The following is a 25,485-nucleotide window of genomic DNA, read 5'->3' as shown; positions in this document are numbered from 1 at the left end:
GTGACCGCAAACTTTATAAACCTTATAAACTTTATAAACTTTATAAACCGCATGAGTTTCTTCAAAAAAGGACATATTATCGTTTTACTCGTCAACCTTGTCGTGGCGGCAATCTTGTTGTTCGTGATCGGGTATATCGTGCTGAAACAACTGGATAAATACACGAACCACGGTTATTACATCGCCGTACCGGAATTGCGGGGACTCACCCCGACAGAGGCTGCCCCGTTCGCCAAAGAAAAGAAATTACAAATCGTTGTCGTGGATTCGATTTACGACAACAACGCGAAACCGGGCACGGTAGTGGAGCAATTCCCTGCCCCGAACTCCCGTGTAAAAAACAACCGCGCGATACAACTGACGATCAACGCCAACGCTCCGGAGAAAGTGATATTTCCCAATTTGCGGAACACCGCGTTCCGGCAGTCGTTACAGCGCTTGCGCAACCTCGGTCTGAACATCGGCAGAATCGAATATGCCCCGTCGAATTACAGGAATCTCGTGCTTGACTTCAAGTATAAAGGAACCGTGTTGCAACCCGACACGATTCTCCAGAAAGGAGAAACCGTGGATATCGTGCTGGGTAACGGCAATACCCCCAACAATCAAGTAGCCATACCCAATCTGCTCGGCAAAACGCTCGCCGAAGCAAGAAACATCACGTTATACGCTTTTCTGAATATCGGAGAGATCATCCCCGACAACACCGTGAGAACGGAAGCCGACCGGATGACGGCAATCATATACCAGCAAGAACCCGAGGCGGAAGAAAACATGACCATGCAAATGGGGGGGGACATAAAACTCTACCTCACGAAAGACGCGCAAAAAATAACGGCACTGGACTCCCTGTCCATCGAGGAGCAATTACCATGATAGAAGAAGAATTAGAAGAGCTTGAAGAATTAAGCGAGGACGAACCGGAGCAGGAACAGGAAAGTTACGAACATTTCCGTCTGGAAGTCGATCCCGGACAGAATTTATTGCGCATCGACCGTTTTCTGGTAGACCGTCTGCCAAACGTGTCGCGCACCAAGATACAAGAGGCGGCAGAAGCCCAATGCGTACAGGTAAACGGCAAACCCGTGAAATCAAATTACCGGGTGAAGCCGAAAGACCTCGTGATCTTGATGTTGCCTCACCCGAAACGAGAAATTCGTGTTATCCCGGAAGATATACCGCTCCGCATCGTTTACGAGGACGCTTACCTACTGGTTATCAACAAAGAGCCGGGCATGGTGGTACATCCCTCGTACGGGCATTACACGGGCACTCTCGTGAACGCCCTCGCGTGGCACTTGAAAGGCAACCCTCTATTCAAGGAAAACGATCCCCGACCGGGACTGGTACACCGGATAGACAAGGATACCTCCGGTTTGCTTGTCATCGCGAAGACGGAAGAAGCCAAAACCAAACTGGCGTCCCAATTCTTTCACAAGACATCGAGCAGGAAATACGTCGCCGTGTGCTGGGGTAATCTGGAGGAGGAAACCGGAACGATCATCGGTAATATCGGCAGGAGCATCTCCAACCGGAAAGTGATGGGCGTCTTCCCCGAGGGCAGCGACTACGGCAAGCATGCCGTCACCCACTACCGCGTACTGGAACGCCTTGGCTACGTGAATGTAGTCGAGTGCGTGCTGGAAACCGGACGTACCCACCAGATACGGGCACATTTCAAATCAATCAAACATCCCCTGTTCAATGATCCCGAATACGGCGGCAACGAGATACTGAAAGGAACCACATTCACGAAATACAAACAATTCGTGCAAAACTGTTTCACCACCTGTCCCCGTCAAGCCTTACACGCCAAAACTCTTGGCTTCGAGCATCCCGCCACCGGCGAATGGATGGACTTCAACTCGGAAGTCCCGCGAGATATGCAACAGCTTATCGAGAAATGGCGCAATTACGTGGCGAACAGAGAAATTGAAGAGAATCAATAAATCCAGTTCCCGATATTGCGCTCCGCGGCATTGAAATCAACGCCGACCTTCACGAGTTCCCGACCATCAACAGCGTAAGGCAGGAGATAACCTTTATCGTCAATCTGTTGCAAAGCCTGTTCGGCAGAACCGTCAAGTTTGAACTCGAACACGTATATGTACTTGGGTGTTTTTACCACGGCATCCGCCCGTCCCCGGGCACTGCGCACCTCGGCTTCCGTGAATTGTCCCATTAACTTGAAGACGAGGTAAAACACGACTTGATAATGACGCTCGGTGCGGGTATTCAACTCGTAAGGGAAATCGGCAAAGAATGCCCGCAACCGTTTCATGAAGGCATCGACATTGCCGACACGGAGTTCTTGAACAAATTTACCGATATAAAACCCTCGCTCTTCCTCCGCCAAAGAAGTGTAGAAAGGAACGAGGAAATCTATGAAACCATACTTCACCTCGTCATTCGGGAAAGCTAACGTATATGTCTGAAACTCTTTGTTATAATCCTTGATCGTCAGGTAACCGCTCTGAAAGATCAAGGGAATCGGGTTGTCGGCATTCACCCGGTACTCGGTGAAAGAAGAAGCCGGGGCTTCCACGCCGTCCAGCAACTCGCGCAAGTCATAATCACTCTTCTTCAACAACTCCACTAGGAAGGTCGGCGTTCCGGTCTGGAACCAATAGCTACCGAACTCTTGCTTGTAGAACGTGTTCAGCACGCTGAACGGGTTGAACATTCCCTCTCCCCTCGGGTGAAAATGATAGCCGTCGTACAGCGCCGTCATTTTCGTCAATATATCATCGGTTGTCACGCCGTTGATGGCTGCCAATTGAGTTATTTCCGGCTGGAAGTTTTCTTTCAATTCTTCAAGAGTGATACCGCAAAGCGTGGCATAATTATAGTCCATGCTAATATCATTCAACTGGTTGAGATCGCTGAACACGCTGATTTGCGAAAACTTCGTCACCCCGGTGAGGAACACGAAACGCAGGTAACGGTCGGCACTCTTGAGTACACCATAGAAAGCTTTCAACGAGTCACGGTAATTCGCGAGCAAAGCATCATCTCTCCCGAGTGCCTGCAGAAGCGGCTTGTCATACTCGTCAATAAGCACGACAACTTCACGACCGGATTGCTCGTAAGCACGACGGATAACCTCGAAAAAACGTCCTGACGGGGTTGTTTCTCCCTCGTCTTTTCCCCAGCGGGCTTCCCACATCTTCAGGTACCTATCGAGGATAGAATACAATCCTTCCGGCCTGTCATACTTCTCGGCATTCAAGTCAAGATGAAACACGGGATGCACGTTCCACTCCTTCTCCATTCCCTCTATCGCTAACCCTTCGAACAAATCTTTCCGCCCGGAAAAATAAGCCTCGAAGGTCGAGAGCAACAAACTTTTCCCAAAACGTCGCGGACGACTGAAGAAGTAGGGTTTTCCCGTGTTGGCTATCCGCCACACGAGTGCTGTCTTGTCGACATACAAATAATTAGCCGTACGAATGTTCTCGAATGTCTGTATCCCGATCGGGAGCTTTCTGGTTACCAGCATTTCCATAGTAATCTCATTTTAGATATACAGGCAAAGATAGTCTATTAAGCCCAATATGACAAAAAAAAAGTTCATAAAGTAAAGAGCAATACCCATTTATATAACCGGACAGGAAAAAGACAAGAAGAAATAAAGAAGAGATAAAGATGAAGACAGGCAACACGCTTCTTTCATTTTCTGATCAAAGACGTTTCAAAGACGTTCGTGAACGTCTTTGAAACGTCTTTGTATCGAAGGTGTAACGTCTTTGATCCCTTATTACACCCTTATCTCTTCTTTATTTCACGAGGATATCCCCGGATTCTCCCGTGCCAAAAGTACAACAGGAATCCCCTCCCGGCATCACGGGAAGTATATGGATATCAGACGTTAAATCGGAAATTCATCATATCACCATCCTGCACCACGTAATCTTTCCCCTCGACGGACATTTTTCCGGCTTCCTTGCATTTTGCCTCTGAACCAAGTGCAACGAAATCATCATATTTAATTACTTCCGCGCGGATAAACCCTTTCTCGAAATCGGTATGTATAATTCCGGCGGTTTGCGGGGCTTTCATACCGTTCTTGAACGTCCACGCCCGCACCTCTTTCACTCCTGCCGTGAAATAGGTTCTCAGATTCAACAATTTATAAGCCGTACGGATTAACTTGTTCACTCCCGCCTCGTCCAGTCCCAAGTCTTCCAAGAAAAGTTGCTTTTCCTCGTAGGTTTCCAGCTCGGCAATATCCGCCTCGATAGCAGCACCGATCACCAGTACCTCTGCCCCCTCGTCTTTCACCGCCTCACGCACCATATCCACGTATTTATTGCCCTTCACCACGGAAGCCTCGTCCACGTTACAAACGTACAGTATCGGTTTATTCGTCAGCAACATCAACTCTCTCGCCACCTCTTGTTGCAAATCGTTCAACTGCACGGAACGGGCAGATTTCCCCTGCACCAAGGCATCTTTATAAAGATGCAACACCTCCACCAATCGTTTGGCTTTGGCATCGCCTCCCGTCTGCGCTTTTTTCTCCTCTTTCGCCAAACGGTTTTCCACCGTTTCCAAGTCTTTCAATTGCAATTCCGTGTCAATCGTTTCCTTATCCCGAATGGGATCTACCTTACCGTCCACGTGCACGATATTATCATCGTCAAAACAACGCAACACGTGAATGATAGCATCCGTTTCCCGGATATTGGATAAAAATTTGTTACCTAACCCCTCGCCCTTGCTGGCTCCTTTCACCAACCCGGCAATATCCACGATCTCCACCACGGCAGGCACCACGTTTTGAGGTTGCACCAACTCAACCAGCTTATTCAGCCGTTCGTCCGGCACCGTGATTACTCCCACGTTCGGCTCGATCGTACAAAAGGGAAAATTCGCCGATTGCGCCTTGGCATTACTCAAGCAATTAAATAGTGTCGACTTTCCCACGTTTGGCAAACCGACTATTCCACACTGTAAACCCATAGTCTATATTTGTATCTTTATTATCAATCTATTATATAACACGTTCTTACTCCCAAAAATTTGAGCCTTCAAAGATAATCAATTTTCGGGTTAATACCTACCTCCGCTCTGTTTCTCCTTTGCAAATCGAATAAAAAATACTATATTTGTGATATAAACAGAAATTACCATGGGCATAGATTACTTAAAAGAGCGTTACGTGAACCCCTACACCGACTTCGGTTTCAAACGGTTGTTCGGGAACGAGATCAGTAAAGATTTATTGATCAGTTTCCTCAATGCCTTGTTGCACGAGGAACAACACATCGTGGATATTACTTATTTACGAAATGAACACTTGGGAGTTCTGGAAAAAGACAGGAAAGCCGTGTTCGATGTTTACTGCGAAAACGACAAGGGTGAGAAGTTCATCGTCGAGATGCAAAAAGCCGAACAACAATTCTTCAAGGATAGGAGCGTTTTCTATTCCACTTTCCCCATCCGGGAACAAGCCCTACGCGGAGAATGGGACTACAAGTTGAAAGCCGTCTATACCATAGGTATACTGAACTTCGTTTTCGACGAAAACCGGGAAGACGAGAATTATTATCATCACGAGATCAAATTAATGGACATCAACAAAAAGGAAGTGTTCTACGACAAACTCACGTTCATTTACCTCGAGATGCCAAAATTCACGAAAACGGAAACAGAATTGGAAACCTTGTTTGACAAGTGGATGTACGTGCTCAAAAATCTACCCCGGTTAATGGAACGCCCTGTTGCACTACAAGAACGTATCTTCGAACGGGTTTTTCGTGTAGCCGAGATCGCTAAATTCAACAAAAACGAACTGGTGGAATACGAGGAAAGCTTGAAAGTTTTCCGGGATTTAAATAATGTAATCAATACCGCCGAACAAAAAGGAGAAACCCGGGGAGAGGCACGAGGGAGAGCGGAAGGAAGAGCGGAAGGGAGAGCGGAAGGCGAGAGGAAAAAAGCCCTTGACATCGCCCGCAACTTAAAATCCAGCGGTTTGCCCGTTGAAGACATAGCGAAATTTACCGGCTTAACGTTAAATGAGATTTCCAATCTTTAATAATTTGATGCGTCTACATCGGATCAAAATGTAGACCATCAATCTTTGAACTGTTCTAAAGCCATCTCGCAAATACAAATATTGACTTGTAGAAAGGTCAGAAAAAGAAATTGATTCTCCGAGGTTTCATCTTCCCAATCCCAATCTGCAATCTCCGGTCGGTCAAGGTATTTCTCTGCTTTTTGAATACCTAGTCTGTCTATCACGCTTTGTGGCGCACAAGCTTTAAGTTGCATTATTAAAGAAACCAAATAAGCTATTTCACTTTTGTAGTAATCCATCGTGAATAAAGATTTTAAATTGATAAAGAGGACAAAATCTAAATTGCTTCAATATCAATGAAAGTCCTTGCCCGAATTTTTGGCTTAATCTTCTTTTTTCCGTTACTTTGCATAAGATTGATTTTATGGCAAAGAAGGGAAGAATTAGGAGAGTATTTAACAATCAACCGTTGTAAAATACAACCCGATAGTTGTAAAATAAAATAGATTTGTATCTTTACAATCTGCAATTTTGTTAATAATTTTATACTTTAAATATGGATACCAATACGATCACTATGCCGAAAGCACACCAAGGGAAGAATATCAAACGATACAGGGATATTCTCGGAATAAAACAGGAAACACTTGCTTTAGAATTAAACATGACTCAGCAAGCTGTATCGAAATTGGAACAGAAGGAAGAAATTGACGATGAAACTTTGAATAAAGTTGCAGAAATTCTGAAGATTCCGGTAGAAGCTATAAAAAACTTGACCGACGAAGCAGCAGTTAATATAATTGCGAACACTTTTCATGATGAAGCTGCAGCACTTAATCATTTTCAATGTACTTTTAACCCTATAGATAAAGTTGTAGAACTTTACGAACGTATGTTGAAAGCCGAACAAGAAAAAGTAAAATTATTACAAGAAGCACTACAAGAGAAGAAATAACACCCAAAACATTCCCTCTACTTCCCTTGTGCAGTATTCTGGCGAGGATGTGTTAAAAGTCTTTTCTTCTAAAAACTCCCTCCCCCCTTCGGGGTACTCCCTCTATAAACAGAGGGAGAGTTGAATTACTTACCGTTTTCGGTAAAAGTCACCAGCTCCTCCTCTGTTTATAGAGGAAACCAGCGAGTAAGCGAGGGCAGAAAGAGAGCTTGCTCTCGGTTTGCCGAGCGGGAGCTGGTTCGAGACCGGTTTCCGGGCTCACTTGGATGCGAAGCAGACGGAGGAGTTTTTAGAAGAAATTGACTTCCCCCCCTTTATTGAACGAATCTTTTCATTTTCAATTTTCAATTGTTATTCCTACCTTTGTGTAGATGCGAAACAGTATAACATGGACGTGAACCTAATGAGAAAACTCCCCGTGGGGATACAGACATTCGAGAAAATACGAAGAGAGAACTTCTTGTACGTTGACAAAACGGCGCTAATGTGGCAAATTGCGGCAAAGAGCGCCCCTTGCTTCTTGAGCCGCCTGCGGCGTTTCGGGAAAAGCCTTTTATTGTCAACGTTCGAGGCATATTTCGAGGGGAAAAGAGAGTTATTTGAAGGACTAGCGGCAGAACAACTGGAAAACGAGTGGAACGTGCATCCCGTGCTACATCTCGACTTGAATGCAGAGAAATACGACCGACCGGAAGCGTTAGACGCTATGCTAAGTAACCACCTAACACAGTGGGAATCCGTGCATGGGAAAGGAGAGGATGAAACGACTCGTTCCCGTCGTTTCGCCGGAGTAATCCGCCGGGCATGCGAACAGACGGGACGAGGGGTGGTCGTGCTCGTCGACGAATATGACAAGCCTCTTTTGCAGGCTCTAGGAAATATGCTGTTGCTGGAATATTACCGCGATACGCTGAAAGCGTTTTACGAGGTACTCAAGAGTGCCGATCGCTACTTGCGGTTCGTGTTCCTCACCGGGGTGACAAAATTCGCCCAAGAGAGCGTGTTCAGCGATCTCAACCAGTTGAACGATATTAGCATGGACTACGCGTATTCCTCTATTTGCGGTATCACCAAAGAAGAACTGGAACGGGATTTCCAACCGGAAATCAAGGCTCTCGCCGAAAGGAACAATCTTTCCCCGGCAGAAGCACTGGCGAAAATGGAAGCCCAGTATGACGGATATCACTTCCACCCGCAAGGAGCCGGAATGTTCAACCCGTTCAGCGTGTTGAGTTGTTTCAGCAAACTGGAATACGGCAATTATTGGTTTCACACGGGCACTCCGACATTCCTCGTGGAATTATTGAAAAAGAGTGATTTTGACATCCGAGAATTAATTGACGGGGTAAATGTACCGGAATCGGCATTCACTGAATACCGGGTGAACATGAATAATCCCATCCCGTTGGTATACCAAAGCGGATACCTGACGATAAAGGATTACGACGAACGTTTTCATGAATACAGACTCGCGTTCCCCAACGAAGAGGTGAGATATGGTTTCATAAACTTCCTCGTGCCGTATTACACGTCTATACCGGACGAAGAAAAAGGGTTTCACATAGGCAAGTTCGTGCAGGAATTGGAAAAAGGGCAAGTCGATGCCTTCATGACCCGCTTACGTGCATTCTTCGCGGACTTCCCTTACGAGTTGAACGAGCGGACGGAACGACATTACCAAGTAGTGTTCTACCTCGTGTTCAAGTTAATGGGACAATTCACCGATGCAGAAGTACGGAGTGCCAAAGGACGGGCGGACGCCGTAGTGAAAACGCCAAAATATATTTACGTGTTCGAGTTCAAACTCGATGGCACGGTAGAGGAAGCCCTCGCGCAAATAGACGACCGGGGGTATCTTATTCCTTACTCTGCCGACGGACGTGAACTCGTGAAAGTGGGCGTGGAATTTATTGCTACCGAACGGAATATAGGGACATGGAAAGTCAACGCTTGAATGCCGCGGATTTCATTCTCAATGCGTGTAATCCAGCACTTGAATGTTCTCCCCCACCTTCCGCACGATAGCCGCTTTCATCTGTGCAGCATGGGGACACGAGAACCCGATGGGTGTTCCTTTAAAAATACATGACGCCAAAGCGATCACCTCAGCCCCCCTGTCAACCAACATCTTCGCACGACTCACCGCCCGTTTACCGGGACAACCGCCACAAGATACGATACCCACGATCTCGGAAGGCCCTACACCCTCGAACGCCAATTTTCCTCCCGAAGCACACTTGATACAAGTGGTGGCGGGACAAAGATCCTCCGTCTGCTGACAACGAATAATTCCTACTTTCATATTCCGTGATTTATATTATCCCACAAAGATAATATAACATTCAAGAATGCCGCTCGAATTTCCAGGAGAATATCACGAGAAGAAGACAACCTACCACGGCAAAAGGAACCCCGACCAAAGCGGGATAGCGATAATCGAGTCCTGCCTGCAACGGCAAGCCCCCGGCGTATGCCCCGATGGCGTTTCCCAAGTTGAAAGCGACTTGCGCGCTGGCAGCACCCAACATCTCGCCTCCTTTCGAGTAACGAATCAGCAATACCTGTTGCGGACTGGACACGGCAAACAAACAAGCCGTACACACGCACATGAGTATCACAGCCACCCATGACATCCCGGCAAAGAAAAAGATTAACAGCAAACTTAACCCGATCGTGCCCTGCGCAACGGCAGCCACCTTTCCCGGCGTGTAGCGATCGGCAAGTCGCCCGCCCATGAGATTTCCGACAACCATACCGAATCCTGCCAATATCATCAGAAATGTAATCGTGTGAGCGGGGAAGCCCGCCTCGTGTGTCAAGAGAGGGGTGACATAACTATACCACGCGAAAGTACCACCGTTGCCTAACAACGTCGCTCCCAACAGTAACCAAGGGGCAGTAGTTTTCAGAAAACGGAATTGTCCCCGCAGCCCGGTATCCGGTACACCTTCCACTTGCGGCACCCAGCGCCATATAAAGTACAAAATAAGTATTCCCCAAAAACCGACAAGCCCGAACGTCAACCGCCATGAAATGGATGCACTCAACGCCGTTCCGAGAGGGACCCCGAACAGATTCGCGATGGTCATACCCGCGATCATGATAGAAACCGCTTCCGAGCCTCTCCCCTTGTCGGCAAGTTTCTCCGCCACGATAGAAGCCACCCCGAAATAAGCCCCATGAGGCAACCCGGACAGAAAGCGGGCAAACAACATCACCCAATAATTAGGAGCCAAGGCCGCGCAAGTATTTCCCAGCATAATCATTACCACCAATCCCAGTAATATATGTTTCAACGGATATTTCCGTGCCAGTATCAGCACGGGCGCACCCACACAAACACCTAACGCGTACGCGGATATCAAATGACCGGCAGTAGCGATGCTAATATGCATATCGGCGGCGATATCGGGCAATATTCCCATCATCACGAACTCGGCAATACCCAACCCTAAGGTTCCGAATGCCAAAGCAACAAGACTCTTTTTCATACACTTCCTTTTATAAACAGAAGTCATACGAAATTTTCAAAGATCGTGTGACTGTCTTAATGCAGAAATAAGTAATATTAACATTCAAACCTCATCGTACCGTGATATGGAAACACCCCTGCTTATACTCGTAACGGACGTAGCATTTCTTCTGCAAGCGCAAATCCTGCAACACGTCTGCCAGCACGCTCTTCAATTTATCCCCGGGGGCATCTTTTCGTCCGTCCTTTTCAAAACGGGCGTACGCGATATCAAACGTGGTACCGTACACGTGGGCAGAGTTGGCACTGGCGTTAATGTTCTTTTTCCGCAAATTCTTCACGCTCGAACCCGTGCGCAACACGCTGGTCACGACAATACTATGCGCAGGCAAGCCCTTTTGGTAAAGCGAATCTTTAAAATTACGGGCTATCGTTCCCAGCAACTCACAAGCCTCCGGCACCAGATAAGGCTCGGAGTGCGTGAGCTTGTCGACTTTGAACAAGCTACAAGTCTTTATCTCTTTCAGCGTCCTGTCGGCTTTACTCAACTCCCCCGATGAAGTCAAGGGAGTTATCCCCAAGCGTTTTGCAGAGGACAGATGCCGATCATTCAGATCATTAAAAGTACGCTGATAATTTGTGAAATACACGAAGGGGCGTTTGCTTTTCTGTTCCTCCTTACAAGCCCCGAATAATACCGCCACGCAACACACCGCGACATACCACCACACGATTCTTCTCATTCTTCAATCTTTCCATTTTTCACAGGTTCCACGTGTACCGCCACATGAGTACGCTTCCCGTACCTTTCACGCAAACGGTTCTCGATGCCCGTGGCCACCACGTGCGCCTCCCGAACCGTCATATCCGGCAGCACCCGGATATGCACCTCGATTGCAAAATCGTTACCGATACGACGAGTACGCAAATTGTGCGGATCTTTCACCTGTGGATCTTTATTTATAATAGTAATAATTTCTTTCTCGACTTCCTCCGGTAACGAACGTTCCAGCAGATCATTCATACAGGGAATCAGCAATTGGATGGATACTTTCACGATAAAAACACTCACGATCACCGCCGCTATCGGGTCAAGAATATGCCAATCCTTCCCCAGAAAGATAGCCCCGGCAATACCTAAAGCCGTACCGATCGAAGAGAAAGCATCCGAACGATGATGCCACGCGTTGGCCACCACCGCCTGACTCTGCACCCGCCGCCCCGCGATCGCGGTATAGCGATAAAGCACCTCCTTTACCACGATTGAAACAATTGCCGCGATGAAAGCGATCATATCGGGACTCCCGATCTCCTCACCTTTTGAAACGGCAATAATCTTGCTTAATCCACTCCAGAAAATCCCCGTCCCGACCATTAACAGCACCAAACCGATGATTGCCGTGGCAAGCGTTTCATACTTCCCGTGCCCGTAATCGTGTCCGGTATCTTTCGGTTTGGCAGAAACTTTGACAAATACCAAAACAATAATATCCGTGATGAAATCGGAAAGGGAATGCACGGCATCGGCAATCATGGCGCTACTCTTCCCGAGTATCCCTGCCACGAACTTGAAAACCAAAAGCCCGAAATTCGCTATCGAACCGACAATAGTGACCCTATATATTTGCTTTTCCCTATTTTTCTCTTCCATTACATCCATTTTTACCCTCACAAAATTACAATAATAATGCAAAATTCTCCCTTCATTTCTACGCAGATAAAAATAATTCATGTAGTTTTACAACATTTTGAGAGTTTAACCGTTCAAATACACAAATTATATAACCAAAAAAATATCGAAATATGAAACTCTTGGATGAATTCAAAGCATTTGCCCTGAAAGGGAACGTGGTGGATATGGCAGTCGGTATCATTATCGGTGGTGCGTTCGGAAAAATTGTATCCTCTCTTGTCAGTGATATCATCATGCCTCTCGTGGGTATGTTGATCGGCGGTATTAACTTCACGAACCTGCACATCGTGCTAAAACACGCCCACACGGACGAGGCGACCGGGAAAATGATCGAGGCTGTCACCGTTAATTATGGTAATTTTATACAGACAACGCTCGATTTTTTGATCATCGCTTTCTCCATCTTTATCGCTATCAAGTTCATGAATAATTTACGGACAAAGAAAGAAGAAGCCCCCGCGGCACCTCCCGCCCCCACGAAAGAAGAAACATTACTAACCGAAATCAGAGATATACTGAAAGAAAAGAAATAAGACAAAAAGAGAGCCGGCTTTTTTAAGTCGGCTCTCTTTTTGTCTTATCTTATTTCTCCAATCTTACAAACTTCAATAAACGAAGCTCCCTTTCCCCGTCCGAAACTACCGCCGACAACCACGACATAATCGTCGTCCTTGATACCCTGCTTCATCAACATTTCGGGAAGGTCGTTCATAAACTCATCACGGGACATCGGTTTTTCCGTGTAATAAGGATATATACCGAAAGACAATGCCAATTCCCGCATCACCCGCTCGTTATAGCAACGGGCATACACGGGCAGATCACTCCGGAAAGCCGACAGGTAACGTGCCGTACGACCGGACAAAGTATCCACCACGATAGCCTTAATGGGCAGCATCAAAGCCGTTTTCACCGCAGAACGGGCTAACGCCGCGGTAATCTCATTATTGATACGTACCAGACTCCTCCCGGCATCCGGCGGCACAGTACCCTCGTTCTCCTCCGCCACTTCCCGCATCACGGTTACTGCCTCCACCGGGTATGCCCCGTAAGCCGTTTCACCGCTCAACATGATAGCATCGGTACCCATGTAGACAGCGTTGGCGATATCACTGATCTCCGCCCGCGTAGGTCTGGGATGCTCGATCATCGTGTGCAACATCTGCGTGGCGATAATCACAGGTTTCTTGCTCTCGATACACTTCTTCACGATATATCGCTGAATCTTCGGTATCTTCTCCGCCTCGATCTCGATTCCCAAATCCCCGCGGGCAACCATTACCCCATAGGCATAATCCAGAATCTCGTCTATATTATCCACTCCGTCCTGATTCTCTATTTTGGCAATCACCTTGATTTTACTGTCACGGGCATCCAGTATCGCCTGTACAGCCATCACGTCTTCCTTGTTGCGCACGAAAGAGTGGGCGATAAAATCCAAATGATTATCCACCGCGAAATCAATAAAAGCCCGGTCTTTATCACTTAAAGATTGTAATTTCAACGAAGCCCCCGGCACGTTCACGCTTTTCCGGTTCTTGATTGTAGCCTCGTTCGTCGCCATCATCTGTAAACTGTGGTGATGTTTTTCCACGACCACAAGTTCCACGTCCCCGTCGTCAATCAGCACCTTGTCCCCCACCTTTATATCTTCCGCAAAATACGGGTAGGAAACATGAATTAATTTACCTTCCATCTTCAACTCCGGATCACCGGTCAGGTAAACCGTTTCTCCCCGGTCCACGTGCATGGGGTCGTCCATCAACATGGTGCGTACTTCCGGTCCCTTCGTATCGATCAATATGGCTATATCGTCAGAAACTTTCCGAACGTTTTCCACTACCTTCAACGCCTGCTCGATATCTTGGTGAGCGGTATTCAACCGCACGACATTCATCCCCGCGCGGTATAAACTCTCCAAAAACTCCACATCACATCTCTTGTCGGATATGGTAGCCACAATCTTTGTCTTCTTCATATTCTATATTATAAATCTAAAAAATCATTCGTCCAATAAAGCCTGCAACGCCAACTCGTAAGATTTCAAACCGAATCCGGCAATCACCCCCCGGCAAACAGCCGTCAAGTAAGAAACGTGCCGGAAAGGCTCCCGTTTCGCCGTATTCGAGATATGCACCTCAATCACGGGGCATGAAATAGCCGAAATAGCGTCCGCGATAGCTATCGAAGTATGCGTGTAAGCCCCTGCATTGAGAATAATACCGTCACACGCGAAGCCCACCTCATGAATTTTATTAATCAACTCCCCCTCCACGTTAGACTGGTAATAATCGATCTCAACCATCTTGTAAAACTCTCTCAACCCCGCCAGATAATCATCGAAAGAAGTTTCTCCATAAATACTTTTTTCTCTGACACCCAACAAATTGAGATTCGGTCCATTTAAAATCAATACCTTCATAACATTTGTTTTTAATCTTTCGCGAAATTAACAAAAAAACGACGAACGGGGATTCCGCGTGCCGCATTTCGGCAATTAAATTTTTATTACAAAAGCCTTCATGGATTTTTTTTACGTTAAACTCGACAAAAGTGTTACAAGTCACGAAAAAAACTTCTATCTTTAGCTGGCGAAAACTTATATAGTTCTCTTTATATAGGTGAAAGTGGTGAATTAGAATTTGTATTATTTATATTGTAACACGGTTAAACATGACTTGGAACGAAACGATAGATAGTTTTCGGACATATTTGGTCTTAGAAAAATCGCTATCTCCAAATTCGGTAGAGGCCTATCTGAACGACATCAGAAAGTTAGCAGCTTATTGCGAAAAATTGACTCCTCCATTAGATCCAAAAGAGGCGTCTTATAATGTATTGAACGAATTTCTCATGGTATTGAAAGATACCGGGGTTACCCCTCGCACGCAAGCGCGAAGTATTTCGAGTATAAAATCTTTCTTCAAATACTTGCTGTACGACGGGACTATCGGACTTAACCCGGCAACTTCTTTGGACTCCCCGAAAATCGGACGTTCGCTTCCAAGCATACTAAGCGTTGAGGAAATCGAAGCGATGATCGACAGTATCGACATGAACAAACAAGAAGGTCAACGCAATAAAGCAATTCTGGAAACTCTTTATTCTTGCGGCTTGCGAGTATCCGAACTCGTGAATTTGAAACTCTCCCAGATCAATTTCCGCACCGGATACATCAAAATCGAGGGAAAAGGCAACAAGGAACGGATTGTTCCGCTGGGAGCAAGAGCTAAAGACGAGATTCGTTGCTATCTAAAGAAAGACCGGGATAAAATGAAAAAAGCGAGAGGACACGAGGACATCCTGTTCTTGAACAAGATGGGAAAAGCCCTCTCCCGCGTGATGATCTTCAATATCATCAAAGAAACGGCTCGCCGTGCAGGATTGAGCAAGGTCGTATCACCCCATACCTTCCGTCACTCGTTTGCATCCCACCTCGTGAACGGTGGTGCGGACATTCGTACGGTGCAGGATATGTTGGGACACGAATCTATTTTAACAACAGAAATTTACACGCATTTGGATAACAACTTCACCCGGGACACGGTTACAAATTTCCACCCCAGAGCGAAGAAATCCCGTAAATGATCCTTATATTTGTATCCGATACTTCCGAGTATCGGATACATTTTTATATATAAGGACAATATGGAAAATAAACAAGATATACTAAAGCAATTGGCAGATAGCGACATGGAAGTCGTGAAAAGTGCCATCGAGCAAATCAAACAAGAAGGCGATATCTCTATCGCGTCGGAATTGCTGGATATTCTATTACGCAGTCAAGATACAACCGTAATAACAAACATCACGTCATTACTTTCAGACGTGAAAGATTCCGACTTCAAAACCATTTTGATGGACAAACTTATCAACACGACAAGCGAGTCGGGGAAAGCAAACCTCCTGCGTATTTGTTGGGAATCCGCCATTGATTTCTCTGAATACCTTGATGTATTCGTGGACATGTTATTAAACGAAGACTTTATCACGGCACTGGAAGCCTCCACCGTAATCGAAAATCTAGGAGGTAAAATCCCCGAAGAAAAAATACATATCGCCATCAAACGCCTCCAAGCAAACAGTGATGAAAACAAGAATTTCCTGCTGGAAGACACGCTCCTGCACCTCGAAGAACTACTTCGCCACGACGATGAAGAAGAGGACGAGAATGACGACCATCACCACCATGATCACCATTGCGGTTGCGACGGGCACTGATTCATCCACTCCATCACCTGCCCGACTTTCTCGTCAAGCGGCATATTGCCGTCGAGCCATTTAATATCAAAACCGTCGCGTTCCATCTTGCGAAACCAAGTCATCTGGCGTTTGGCAAATTGGTGAATAGCGATATTCAATTGCTCCACCATATCGTCATAACTCAATTCTCCGGTAAGATAAAGAGTGAGATACTTGTATTCCAAACCGTAATAAATCAAATCCTCCGGTTTAATACCGCTATCCAGTAATCCTTTCACTTCCTCCACCATGCCGGATTGCAAACGCGCGTGCAGCCGCTCCGTGATTCGTTGACGGCGACTTTCCCGGTCGAACAACACCCCAACAACCAGCGATTGAATTTCGGGGAACTCGCCTTTCACCGGTTCATGTGTTTTATAATACTCCGCGATCTCTATAGCCCGGATAGCCCGTTTGGCGGTATCGGTATCCGTCGTGTTATGCAGATCGCGATAAGACGCCAGTAATTCTGCCAACTCCGGTAAAGACTTCCCGGACAAACGTGCCCGTAATTCCGGATTCTCCGGAACCGGAGTCATGCGATACGCTTTCAATATCGACTCCACGTACAAGCCGCTTCCCCCGCACATCACGGGAAACACTCCCCGACTCCGACAATCATTCCATACCTTCAGAAATTCCTGCTGGTACATGAAAAGATTAAAACGGAAACCTGCATCCGCGATATCAATCAGATGGAAAGGCACCGGCTGCCCCTCGTAAACATATTCTCCCAAATCCTTCCCCGTACCGATATCCATTCCCCGGTAAATCTGCCGAGAATCCGCCGATATGATTTCACCCTTCAATTCCGCCGCCAACCGTACAGCCAAAGCTGTTTTCCCCGTTGCGGTCGCTCCCACGATAGATAATAAATTATACATGAACTACGAGCTATTACAATTCTTGATTCTTAACCTGACAAAGGTAATATTTTTTAATTTATTCCTTGATTTAACAACAACCAAAGCGGGAAATTGCTATATTTGGAAGCGATAAAATGAACTTATACACGAAAATTATACAACAACTATGGTAAAGGATGACACTATTCGCTTGAGAGCCCTCGAACCGGAGGACTTGGAATACTTGTACAAGTGGGAGAACGATATGGATTTATGGGAAGTCAGTGATACACTCACCCCATTCTCTATATTCACGTTAAAAAAATACATTGAAACGTGCCATCTGGATATCTATACCACCAAGCAATTACGCTTGATGATAGAACGGATTGACCCCCAAACGCGTGTAGGATTAGTCGATCTTTACGACTTCGATCCTTATCACCAACGTGCAGGTATCGGTATCATGATTCACGACAGCGAAAACCAGAAACAAGGATTCGCTACTTCTGCTATCCGCCTAATGATAGACTACTGTTTCGAAACGCTGGGACTGAATCAGATATACAGTAGCGTGCCTAGTGGCAACATCGGCAGCCGGAAACTATTCGAGAAACTCGGTTTCGTGCAAACCGGTTACCGCAAAAACTGGCTGCGCCGGGGTAACGGGTGGGAAGATATTGTATATTTCCAACTACTAAATCAATAAACCAGACGAGAGGCTGTTTATGACAGCCTCTCTTAGTTTATAAAGTTCATAAAGTATCCCTTGCGGGAGCTAAAGTTTATAAAGTCAAGAAAACCACTTTATGAACCTTATAAACTTTACAAACCTTATAAACCCATTATCATGAAACACTCTTTATTATTGGTATGTTTATTTACAGGGCTTATCGCAAAAGCCGAGATTCCGGAGAAAACAATACAAGCCACGATCAACGCCATTCAAACCAAAGGCGGTACCGATAAAACTCTCATCGAAGCCGGAGTGCGTCAAACGGCACACCTTTGGCAGACGCAAGATGGGACGGATACAGAATTTCAAGAGTTTTGCGTGAATAACTATATCACTACCGCGGCAGAAAAGGAACAAGTATTCCAAAAAGTAAGTCATTATTTTGAAGCCCTCTGGGGGCATTTCAACGAGATATCGCTCCAGTTGCAGTTGAACCTGCACCAAGATAACGGCCCTCTTCATGACATCGACCCCATGTTCGGGGCATACAGTCCGGGGGCACACCTCATCAACGATTTTTACAACAACAAGATCGGGTTCATCATCGCCCTCAACTTCCCGGAAGTTCCCTTGCAGGACAAGGAGAAACTGGGTACAGACCGCACGGCATGGGCATACGCCCGTCTGGGTGACGTATTCACGGAGAGAGTACCCGCCGAACTACTGCAAGCAGGAGCCAAAGCGGAAAGCGACGCCGACGTCTATATTTCCAGCTATAACATCTACATGGGACATGTGTTGAATCCCAAGGGGCAAAAACTATTCCCGGAAGACAAAATACTACTTACCCACTGGAATTTACGGGATGAAATCAAAGCCAATTACAACAAAGGAAAAGAGGGACTGGACAAACAACGTACGGTGTACGAGGTAATGAAGCGTATCATATCCCAAGAAATCCCGACACAAGTGATCAATTCCGGTGCTTACGACTGGAATCCTTACACGAACACTCTCGCTCAAAACGGGCAATCCGCCACCGGGACACCGGAAGGCACGGAACGTTACCAACGGATGTTGAATAACTTCCACGCCATGCAAGCCATAGATCCTTACGCCGGAAAGAACTTTATCGACCGTAAATTCTCCGGAGAAATGGAGGTTTCCGTGGAAGACGTGAAAGCTCTGTTCAATCAATTTCTCACCTCCCCAGAATTAAAAGAGGTCGGCAAAATTATCTCCAAACGTTTGGGAAGAAAGTTGGAAGCCTATGATATATGGTACGACGGTTTTAAACCCCGCAGCAATCTGGATGAAACCAAACTGGATGCGCAAATACAAAAACTGTATCCCGATGCCGGGGCATTCAAGGCAGGACTTCCCTCTCTGTTAATCCATTTGGGCTTTACCCCGGAGCGGGCGAACGAGATATGCGACAAGATTGCCGTGGATGCAGCCCGCGGCTCCGGTCACGCGTGGGGAGCCGCCATGAAAGGTCAACAATCCCATCTCCGCACCCGTATTCCTTCCGAGGGAATGAACTACAAGGGATACAACATCGCCGTACACGAGTTCGGGCATAACGTGGAGCAAACGATCTCCATGTATAACGTGGACAATTTCATGATGGCAGGAGTCCCTAACACGGCTTTCACGGAAGCCCTCGCTTTCGTGTTCCAGAAACGGGATTTACAACTTCTTGGTATTGAGAACAACGATCCGGAAAAAGACAAAATGGACATCCTCGACAAGTTCTGGAGCCTGTACGAGATCATGGGTGTTTCCATGCTCGACATCTCCGTGTGGGAATGGATGTACGCCCATCCCGATGCCACGGCGGAACAACTCAAAGAAGCCACAATCACACTATCAAAAGAGATATGGAATAAATACTACGCTCCCGTCTTCGGTAAAAAAGACGAAACCGTACTGGCAATCTATTCGCACATGATCAGCTACCCGCTGTATCTATCCGCCTACGCTTTCGGACAAATCATCGAATTTCAATTGGAAGACTATCTTAACGGCAAAAACTTTGCCCAAGAAGTAGACCGCATCTATCGCTTGGGACGCCTCACCCCGAACGAATGGATGATCCAAGCCACGGGTAGCCCTCTAAGCGTGGAACCTCTGGTACACGCTTTACAAAAAGCAATAAAGAAATAAACTCTAAATCGCCTTCGGCGAGTTACAGGTTTCAAGGCTTAAACGTCAGAGAAGCAACCTGCAACTCGCCGAAGGCGAACATATAAAGTTACGATAGCCAGAACCATCCCCCATAAGGTTACGAACAACACCACTTCCCCGTCGGAAAATACTCCAAATAAGCCACTCTTTCCCGAATCATTATATCTAAATTTATTATGCACAAGAATGACCTTTCCACTTCCGTGGTATAGTACATTCTTTTATCGGATGCGACAAATTTGTGATGGAAGAACTTGATTTGATTTTAGAGGGGATAAATAACAGGGAAGAAAAGAGTTGGAAACAACTCTATACCATCTGTTACAAAGCGTTATGTACCTATTCGGAAACAATCGTCAACAACTTTGACGACGCAAAAGATATTGTACAAGACCTCTTCATTAATATATGGTATACAGATACCCGATTCCCGACCTCTCGGGAATTATTAAGTTATCTCTACAAGTCAACATATCGTAATTCACTGATTTTCATTCGTGACAAGAGAAATCAATACCATATTTTAAACAAAATGAAACAAGAACACTACCCGGAAGAGTTTCCGCTGGATTTCTTACTCAAAACCGTTCAAGTCGAAATCATCAGACATTTGCACGCGTATATAGAAAAACTGCCACCCATGCAAAAAAGAATCATAGAACTGAGTATCGCCGGACTATCCGGCAAAGAGATTGCCGCAAAATTAGGAATCAGCATAAACACGGTAAAAGTCCAAAAAAGCAGGGGATTGAAATTTCTCCGGAAACATTTAAAAAACAAATAAAGAATGCCGCCCGAACGGAAAAAACGTACCCGGGCGACCTCTCTACTCACTTTCTCGACTTAATGACTAAATCAACACACTGTGCACTACCAAAAAACTTACGGGCAAAAGACAACACATCTTTAGCTTTTATTCTATCAATAAACGATTCAAAATAATAAGGTGAATCCATTCTTTTCCCTGTTTTATTATAAAATTGAAGATTCTCCGTCCAGAAAGCAATCGTGTTATAAACGGCATCATCCGCAGCCTTCTTCTCCTTCTTTATAGCTAGAACAAAATCTTCCACAGCTTCTTCCGACAGTCCTTTTTCCAGAAATTCCCGCACCTGTTCATGAACAAGTGCCCTCATCTGCGGTCCTTTATCCAATGAAGTCGCAAAGCGGATAAATAATTCTTGCAAACAATGGGGAGAAGTCGTCGTTCCTCCTAAAACCTGAACACCATAAGCAGCCCCTTGCTCACCCCGGATTTTATCCTGCAACGAATATTGGAAATACAATTTCAGTACATGCATACACACTTCATCTATCGGACGAGTTTTTAATGTATTCTGAAACTCTATACTTACCATATATTTTTCATCGGGCATATCAACCTCCACGTCCTCGGTAATATTCCCCAGACGATTATAATTATAATCCACCGCTTTCTCTTTCCGGTAAATAGACGGGAGTGCCCCGATGTATTTAGCCACTAATTCTTGAGCCTCTTCCCGTTTGATATCTCCCACCAGATAAAATACGAAATCGGATGCATCCCGGAAACGATCTTGATAAATCCGAATCATTCGGTCATACTCCATTGCGGCATAGTAAACCGAATCCTTTTTCCAAAGACGCGGTGATTCCACTCGCCGGATTGCACCAAGCACCTCTCGGATCGTATCATTCATCGTTCGACGAGCGTTAGACTGAGTCATTTGACCAACCGTTACAAAGCGATCAAAAACTATCCGGTCGAATCTCGGGTGCTCCATTGCCAAATAAAACAACTGAAAAGCGAAATCAGCATCTTTCAATACCGCCGAAACACTAATACTTTCAGCACGTTCATCCAAAGAAACGTTCATATTTACCGTGCGATCCTTCATCAAATATTTTAGCGTCTGCATATCATACTTGTACAAACCGGATTCTAAAACTAACGCGGACAAAGCATCCGCCGAAGGCAAATCCTCTGCCGCCAGCAAAGAACGTCCGCCGACACTTCCAGCCAATAGGTTAAAAGTTCCCCTATCCCCGTCTGTATATTTATAATACACTTTTGCCCCATTATTTAAAACCCACTCTTCCGCATCCAAATCCTTTAATTTCCTCTCTTTTACAACTCGTCCGCCTTGAATTTCAAAATCAACCAACTCGGTATTGCCATCCATCACCTGCAATTCAACTTGCTTCTCTTCCATTTCAAGCGAACGGGACTGAGCAATCATTCCCTTTATCTCCGCCACACTCGGAAAAGTATACGTGGAATCGCTACCTTGCATCAGGAAAACCCAATTTTTACCATCATCCCACTTGGATATCCATGCTTGAAAAGTTTTAGCCGACAGCGTATCAAGAACCCCCGATAAGGCTGCCAATTTTTCATCCACACTGCACAGCGGCTTCCCAAGCAAAAAATGATCTTTATAAATCTGAAGAAACACATCATTAGGGATATTATTCTCCTGATTCATGCTTGCCTTTACTTCTCTCCGGTAACTCTCGAATGCAGGCTTCAACACCTCATCCGTGAAACCCAAGCGATGTACATATTCCATCTGGTCCAAAAGTTGCTGTAAAGCCTCTTTCTCTTTTCCGGGCAACGATGTCAAGGCGATATTCAGCCCGTCATAATTCCGTTGCATATTAAAAACACCGACACCGGCATTTAAAATATAGGAATCTCCAACCTGCAAGTACTCGGCAAGAGCACCGCGCATAATCCGATTGTAAAAATCACGCAACAACCTCTCTCGCGACATCGCTTCCAATGTACTCTCCGCCTCTTTCCGAATCCGCTTCACCAGCATCACCGAATTATTGGGAATTTCCTTGTCTATCAACTTCGCATACAAAGGTTCATCATTATCCTCTATCCCGTAAACGACACGAGTTTTCGGGTTCTTCCTTTTCGGAATAGGATTAAACAACCGCTTCACTTCAGCCTCCATCCCGCTCACGTCAATATCTCCCAGTATCACCACCGCCTGCAAATCCGGACGATAAAAATCCTTATAATACTCCTTCAACTTCTCCGGTGTAAAATTCTGCACGACATCCACCGAACCGATAATATCATGTGTCGCGTATTTACTTCCATTGTACATATAAGGATCGGACATTTTCTGCACTCTTTTGCTCACAGTCATTCTCGTGCGGCGCTCCTCCCGAATCACCTTACGTTCCTGATCCATATCTTCCGGTTTCAACGTCAAAAAACCCGACCAATCCCGCAATACTAACACGCACGAATCAAGCAATCCCGAGGAAGCCGTAGGGACATTCTTTATATTATACACCGTTTCATCGTACCCCGTCTTGGCATTAAAAAGTGCAATTCCGTTACGTTTTAAAAAAGCAGGAACTCCATCGGGAAAACTTTCCGTGGCGTGAAAAGCCATATGCTCCAGCACATGTGCCAACCCGTTCTGCTCCTCCTCTTCCATCAACGAACCGACATTCTGTATCAGATAAAAATCAGCACATCCGGGTTGCGTTCCCGTGTGGCGTATATAATAAGTCAACCCGTTTCCCAACTTTCCATGACGAAACACAGAAGAACTGTCTTGGGCTAAAGCAAAAGCCCAAGAACATGAAAGGAACAAAAATAATACTATTACGCACTTCATAATGTATTCAATCTACTCTGGATCATTTTCTGTAACTGCAATCTCATCTGCTCGTTATCAATTTCCGCACTCACGATAAATGCCTGATTAAAACATTGCTTTGCCTTTGACAAATCCCCGGTTTCTTTATAACAATCCGCTAAAATACACAACACCCGGGTTTTCAACTGCGGGGTTATCGAAGGGAAAGCCAACGCTCTCTCCAACCATGGTATTACCCGTGGGTAAGCGCCTTCCGGTAAACGTCCTTGATAAAGTGTAAACAAATCCTCAACAGGCATCGTGTAATTGTTCACGGTTAAAACAGTATCCGCCCCATCAAAATATTGATTCATCTTCTCGAAAAAAACATCCGTATTTTTCCGGTTCAAATTATAATACCCGTCTGCCAACAAATTAATCGCCTCGAACGCCGACAACTTTCCAAACGGGATGCTCCCGTAAACAACATTCAAATCCCCGTTCAATCGCTCTAACTCCTGCTTATACTCAGACTTTCCCTCCCGGCAAAGAGATATAATATACCCATTAAATAACGCTATAATATAATTATCCACCTCACTTTTACCAACTTTTTCTACATATTGCTCATAATTCGCCACCAACCCGTCAAAAATAAAATCATTCTTCGCCTTCTTGGAATGGAACATCACCAACAAAGAAAAATCCTCCTCGTTTGCCATATTCTCCAGTTTCTTGCTATTCACGTACTCGTCAAAAAGGGACTCTATACGTACAACCCACTTTTCACGATTATACCCTTCTTGAGTACCTATAAATACAGGAGCCTGCAAAAGCAACTCTTGTCGCAAATCCAGATTTTTCTTCTCTTTCTTTACTTTCTCGTACAACTTCTCAAAACTCAAAGCATCACCTCGTACGACTTTTGCCTCGTGTAATAAAGCCCCCGGCTCCATCACCCCGTTAATCGTGCGGACTACTTCTCCTTTCCCGTTTACAAACAACAGCGTGGGAAGTACTTCCACTTTATACTTCTGCACGATCGTCTTATTCTCCGGAGCCTCCACATTCATCTGAATAGATACAAAGTTTTTATTGAAATACTCCCCCACTTCCGGCAATGTAAAAACCTCACTTGCCATCAATTTACACGGTTGACACCAATCGGCATAAAAATCGACAAAAAGCTCTTTCTTCTCCTTTTTAGCTTTCGCCATAGCGTCCTCAAATGTCCCCTCGAAAAAAGTAATTTGGGCAGAAACCGTCCCAAGCAATCCTAAAAACAGGATCACCAAACTAAATTTTATATATCTCATTGCTATTAAATATTTAGAAGGAGAAAGAAGACAATCTTCTCTCTCCTATTTTGTTAAAACTATTCCAACACGAACGTGAATATATCCGTCAGAATAGCCGAATGACCTTCATTTTCAACTTTCAACGAAACCGTGTAACACCCCTCGGGCGAATCGACTTTTGCATCAACATACATCCGTCCACCACCGATCACAGTCAGATATTTGGTAAAATCCTTTGCAGCCTCCTGTCCATTAGAACTCTTCACTCCTGCAAGTGAATAAGTCAATGGTTCTGTACCCAAAAGTTGCTCTACTTGGGAAGTCACCCATGGGATTGTCACATCAATATCCTCTTCATCAAGGTTCGAGAAACGAGTAATTCTCAACGTATCTTGCGTATAAGATGCATCATCCGTGAACAAAAAACCAACAGCAACATCGCTACACCTCATGAATGCCAACGCCATGAACAACATGACAAAATATAATAGTCCTCTTATCATCTCTATTCATT

General features: G+C 45.5%; 24 protein-coding genes. 11 read left to right on the top strand and 13 right to left on the bottom strand.

Translation table 11 applies throughout. From position 1 onward, the window contains the following. Positions 1-51: 51 nt before the first annotated feature. Positions 52-876 (top strand): PASTA domain-containing protein, encoded by an 825-nt coding sequence (locus tag Q5866_RS05730; protein ID WP_303179407.1) that lies wholly within the window; start codon positions 52-54, stop codon positions 874-876. Beyond that, positions 873-1,949, top strand: coding sequence for an RluA family pseudouridine synthase (locus tag Q5866_RS05725; protein WP_303179405.1), 1,077 nt, complete (start codon positions 873-875; stop codon positions 1,947-1,949). The genes Q5866_RS05730 and Q5866_RS05725 overlap by 4 nt, the downstream gene beginning before the upstream one ends. Here the strand turns inward: Q5866_RS05725 and Q5866_RS05720 are convergent. Continuing rightward, positions 1,943-3,505, bottom strand: coding sequence for an ATP-binding protein (locus tag Q5866_RS05720; protein ID WP_303179403.1), 1,563 nt, complete (start codon positions 3,503-3,505; stop codon positions 1,943-1,945). The genes Q5866_RS05725 and Q5866_RS05720 overlap by 7 nt on opposite strands. Before the next feature lie 356 nt (positions 3,506-3,861). Next, complete coding sequence (gene ychF / locus Q5866_RS05715; RefSeq protein ID WP_099293453.1) at positions 3,862-4,962, bottom strand: redox-regulated ATPase YchF; 1,101 nt, start codon at positions 4,960-4,962, stop codon at positions 3,862-3,864. A 169-nt stretch (positions 4,963-5,131) separates the two neighbouring features. Between ychF and Q5866_RS05710 the strand changes: the two genes are divergently transcribed. Continuing rightward, positions 5,132-6,040: an Rpn family recombination-promoting nuclease/putative transposase gene (locus Q5866_RS05710; protein WP_099293455.1), complete on the top strand. Its 909-nt coding sequence runs from the start codon at positions 5,132-5,134 to the stop codon at positions 6,038-6,040. A 38-nt stretch (positions 6,041-6,078) separates the two neighbouring features. Here Q5866_RS05710 and Q5866_RS05705 read toward each other — a convergent pair whose 3' ends face one another. Beyond that, the gene (locus tag Q5866_RS05705; RefSeq protein WP_099293457.1) at positions 6,079-6,321 is read right to left on the bottom strand and encodes a hypothetical protein; all 243 of its coding nucleotides are present in this window, start codon (positions 6,319-6,321) and stop codon (positions 6,079-6,081) included. Between the two features lie 257 nt (positions 6,322-6,578). Here Q5866_RS05705 and Q5866_RS05700 point away from each other — a divergent pair, with 257 nt between their 5' ends. After that, on the top strand, positions 6,579-6,977 hold the full coding sequence (locus tag Q5866_RS05700) for a helix-turn-helix domain-containing protein (RefSeq protein WP_227217787.1): 399 nt from the start codon (positions 6,579-6,581) through the stop codon (positions 6,975-6,977). Between the two features lie 388 nt (positions 6,978-7,365). Then, positions 7,366-8,931, top strand: a complete 1,566-nt coding sequence (locus tag Q5866_RS05695) for an ATP-binding protein (protein WP_303179398.1) — start codon at positions 7,366-7,368, stop codon at positions 8,929-8,931. Between the two features lie 18 nt (positions 8,932-8,949). Here the strand turns inward: Q5866_RS05695 and Q5866_RS05690 are convergent, their stop codons facing one another. The 4 genes from Q5866_RS05690 to Q5866_RS05675 all read right to left on the bottom strand — a co-directional run bounded on the left by Q5866_RS05690 (position 8,950) and on the right by Q5866_RS05675 (position 12,109). Continuing rightward, positions 8,950-9,279, bottom strand: a complete 330-nt coding sequence (locus Q5866_RS05690) for a CGGC domain-containing protein (protein ID WP_303179396.1) — start codon at positions 9,277-9,279, stop codon at positions 8,950-8,952. A gap of 40 nt (positions 9,280-9,319) precedes the next feature. Next, a complete protein-coding gene (gene araJ, locus Q5866_RS05685) occupies positions 9,320-10,468 on the bottom strand; it encodes an MFS transporter AraJ (RefSeq protein ID WP_303179394.1) in 1,149 nt (382 codons plus the stop codon). 91 nt (positions 10,469-10,559) lie between these two features. Next, positions 10,560-11,192, bottom strand: a complete 633-nt coding sequence (locus Q5866_RS05680) for a DUF5715 family protein (protein ID WP_099293469.1) — start codon at positions 11,190-11,192, stop codon at positions 10,560-10,562. Then, a complete protein-coding gene (locus Q5866_RS05675) occupies positions 11,189-12,109 on the bottom strand; it encodes a cation diffusion facilitator family transporter (protein WP_292266432.1) in 921 nt (306 codons plus the stop codon). Before Q5866_RS05675 ends, Q5866_RS05680 begins: the two co-directional genes overlap by 4 nt. A 143-nt stretch (positions 12,110-12,252) precedes the next feature. Here Q5866_RS05675 and mscL point away from each other — a divergent pair, with 143 nt between their 5' ends. Then, entirely contained in the window at positions 12,253-12,675 is a 423-nt protein-coding gene (gene mscL / locus Q5866_RS05670) for a large-conductance mechanosensitive channel protein MscL (RefSeq protein ID WP_099293473.1), read from the top strand. A 44-nt stretch (positions 12,676-12,719) separates the two neighbouring features. On the opposite strand, the gene pyk is transcribed toward mscL, so the two are convergent. Together pyk and aroQ are read right to left on the bottom strand one after the other, a co-directional pair. Then, complete coding sequence (gene pyk, locus Q5866_RS05665; protein WP_303179389.1) at positions 12,720-14,120, bottom strand: pyruvate kinase; 1,401 nt, start codon at positions 14,118-14,120, stop codon at positions 12,720-12,722. Positions 14,121-14,144: 24 nt separating this feature from the next. After that, positions 14,145-14,564, bottom strand: a complete 420-nt coding sequence (gene aroQ / locus Q5866_RS05660; RefSeq protein WP_186976400.1) for a type II 3-dehydroquinate dehydratase — start codon at positions 14,562-14,564, stop codon at positions 14,145-14,147. Positions 14,565-14,815: 251 nt separating this feature from the next. Here aroQ and xerD point away from each other — a divergent pair, with 251 nt between their 5' ends. Both xerD and Q5866_RS05650 read left to right on the top strand, forming a co-directional pair. Further along, positions 14,816-15,730: a site-specific tyrosine recombinase XerD gene (xerD, locus tag Q5866_RS05655; RefSeq protein ID WP_186976398.1), complete on the top strand. Its 915-nt coding sequence runs from the start codon at positions 14,816-14,818 to the stop codon at positions 15,728-15,730. A 60-nt stretch (positions 15,731-15,790) separates the two neighbouring features. Beyond that, positions 15,791-16,363, top strand: a complete 573-nt coding sequence (locus Q5866_RS05650; RefSeq protein ID WP_141560992.1) for a hypothetical protein — start codon at positions 15,791-15,793, stop codon at positions 16,361-16,363. Here Q5866_RS05650 and miaA read toward each other — a convergent pair. Next, complete coding sequence (gene miaA / locus Q5866_RS05645) at positions 16,336-17,268, bottom strand: tRNA (adenosine(37)-N6)-dimethylallyltransferase MiaA (RefSeq protein ID WP_099293483.1); 933 nt, start codon at positions 17,266-17,268, stop codon at positions 16,336-16,338. The genes Q5866_RS05650 and miaA overlap by 28 nt on opposite strands. Positions 17,269-17,416: 148 nt before the next feature. Between miaA and Q5866_RS05640 the strand changes: the two genes are divergently transcribed. From Q5866_RS05640 to Q5866_RS05630, 3 genes are all read left to right on the top strand, one after another. Continuing rightward, positions 17,417-17,938: a GNAT family N-acetyltransferase gene (locus Q5866_RS05640; RefSeq protein WP_303179385.1), complete on the top strand. Its 522-nt coding sequence runs from the start codon at positions 17,417-17,419 to the stop codon at positions 17,936-17,938. Between the two features lie 141 nt (positions 17,939-18,079). After that, positions 18,080-20,071 carry a hypothetical protein gene (locus Q5866_RS05635; RefSeq protein ID WP_303179383.1) on the top strand — a complete coding sequence of 664 codons (1,992 nt, stop codon included), beginning with the start codon at positions 18,080-18,082 and terminating at the stop codon, positions 20,069-20,071. Positions 20,072-20,336: 265 nt separating this feature from the next. Continuing rightward, positions 20,337-20,876, top strand: a complete 540-nt coding sequence (locus tag Q5866_RS05630) for an RNA polymerase sigma factor (protein WP_099293489.1) — start codon at positions 20,337-20,339, stop codon at positions 20,874-20,876. A gap of 46 nt (positions 20,877-20,922) precedes the next feature. On the opposite strand, the gene Q5866_RS05625 is transcribed toward Q5866_RS05630, so the two are convergent. Genes Q5866_RS05625 through Q5866_RS05615 form a run of 3 tightly spaced genes read right to left on the bottom strand, consistent with a single transcriptional unit; the run spans position 20,923 to position 25,474 of the window. Beyond that, positions 20,923-23,712, bottom strand: coding sequence for a pitrilysin family protein (locus Q5866_RS05625; protein WP_303179380.1), 2,790 nt, complete (start codon positions 23,710-23,712; stop codon positions 20,923-20,925). Continuing rightward, positions 23,709-24,989 carry a thioredoxin fold domain-containing protein gene (locus tag Q5866_RS05620; RefSeq protein WP_303179379.1) on the bottom strand — a complete coding sequence of 427 codons (1,281 nt, stop codon included), beginning with the start codon at positions 24,987-24,989 and terminating at the stop codon, positions 23,709-23,711. The genes Q5866_RS05625 and Q5866_RS05620 overlap by 4 nt, the downstream gene beginning before the upstream one ends. Before the next feature lie 59 nt (positions 24,990-25,048). Beyond that, positions 25,049-25,474 (bottom strand): hypothetical protein, encoded by a 426-nt coding sequence (locus Q5866_RS05615; protein WP_303179377.1) that lies wholly within the window; start codon positions 25,472-25,474, stop codon positions 25,049-25,051. Between the last annotated feature and the right edge of the window lie 11 nt (positions 25,475-25,485).

Origin of the sequence: uncultured Butyricimonas sp., assembly GCF_959596855.1 — a bacterium.
Taxonomy (GTDB): domain Bacteria; phylum Bacteroidota; class Bacteroidia; order Bacteroidales; family Marinifilaceae; genus Butyricimonas; species Butyricimonas muris.
Note: the sequence above shows the minus strand (reverse complement) of the source record. Positions and strands in the feature narration are given on the sequence as shown.

Coding starts and splice junctions, on each gene's coding strand:
- Q5866_RS05730 (WP_303179407.1), top strand. CDS start 52: ATGAGTTTCTTCAAAAAAGGACATATTATCGTTTTACTCGTCAACCTT.
- Q5866_RS05725 (WP_303179405.1), top strand. CDS start 873: ATGATAGAAGAAGAATTAGAAGAGCTTGAAGAATTAAGCGAGGACGAA.
- Q5866_RS05720 (WP_303179403.1), bottom strand. CDS start 3,505: ATGGAAATGCTGGTAACCAGAAAGCTCCCGATCGGGATACAGACATTC.
- ychF (WP_099293453.1), bottom strand. CDS start 4,962: ATGGGTTTACAGTGTGGAATAGTCGGTTTGCCAAACGTGGGAAAGTCG.
- Q5866_RS05710 (WP_099293455.1), top strand. CDS start 5,132: ATGGGCATAGATTACTTAAAAGAGCGTTACGTGAACCCCTACACCGAC.
- Q5866_RS05705 (WP_099293457.1), bottom strand. CDS start 6,321: ATGGATTACTACAAAAGTGAAATAGCTTATTTGGTTTCTTTAATAATG.
- Q5866_RS05700 (WP_227217787.1), top strand. CDS start 6,579: ATGGATACCAATACGATCACTATGCCGAAAGCACACCAAGGGAAGAAT.
- Q5866_RS05695 (WP_303179398.1), top strand. CDS start 7,366: ATGGACGTGAACCTAATGAGAAAACTCCCCGTGGGGATACAGACATTC.
- Q5866_RS05690 (WP_303179396.1), bottom strand. CDS start 9,279: ATGAAAGTAGGAATTATTCGTTGTCAGCAGACGGAGGATCTTTGTCCC.
- araJ (WP_303179394.1), bottom strand. CDS start 10,468: ATGAAAAAGAGTCTTGTTGCTTTGGCATTCGGAACCTTAGGGTTGGGT.
- Q5866_RS05680 (WP_099293469.1), bottom strand. CDS start 11,192: ATGAGAAGAATCGTGTGGTGGTATGTCGCGGTGTGTTGCGTGGCGGTA.
- Q5866_RS05675 (WP_292266432.1), bottom strand. CDS start 12,109: ATGGATGTAATGGAAGAGAAAAATAGGGAAAAGCAAATATATAGGGTC.
- mscL (WP_099293473.1), top strand. CDS start 12,253: ATGAAACTCTTGGATGAATTCAAAGCATTTGCCCTGAAAGGGAACGTG.
- pyk (WP_303179389.1), bottom strand. CDS start 14,120: ATGAAGAAGACAAAGATTGTGGCTACCATATCCGACAAGAGATGTGAT.
- aroQ (WP_186976400.1), bottom strand. CDS start 14,564: ATGAAGGTATTGATTTTAAATGGACCGAATCTCAATTTGTTGGGTGTC.
- xerD (WP_186976398.1), top strand. CDS start 14,816: ATGACTTGGAACGAAACGATAGATAGTTTTCGGACATATTTGGTCTTA.
- Q5866_RS05650 (WP_141560992.1), top strand. CDS start 15,791: ATGGAAAATAAACAAGATATACTAAAGCAATTGGCAGATAGCGACATG.
- miaA (WP_099293483.1), bottom strand. CDS start 17,268: ATGTATAATTTATTATCTATCGTGGGAGCGACCGCAACGGGGAAAACA.
- Q5866_RS05640 (WP_303179385.1), top strand. CDS start 17,417: ATGGTAAAGGATGACACTATTCGCTTGAGAGCCCTCGAACCGGAGGAC.
- Q5866_RS05635 (WP_303179383.1), top strand. CDS start 18,080: ATGAAACACTCTTTATTATTGGTATGTTTATTTACAGGGCTTATCGCA.
- Q5866_RS05630 (WP_099293489.1), top strand. CDS start 20,337: ATGGAAGAACTTGATTTGATTTTAGAGGGGATAAATAACAGGGAAGAA.
- Q5866_RS05625 (WP_303179380.1), bottom strand. CDS start 23,712: ATGAAGTGCGTAATAGTATTATTTTTGTTCCTTTCATGTTCTTGGGCT.
- Q5866_RS05620 (WP_303179379.1), bottom strand. CDS start 24,989: ATGAGATATATAAAATTTAGTTTGGTGATCCTGTTTTTAGGATTGCTT.
- Q5866_RS05615 (WP_303179377.1), bottom strand. CDS start 25,474: ATGATAAGAGGACTATTATATTTTGTCATGTTGTTCATGGCGTTGGCA.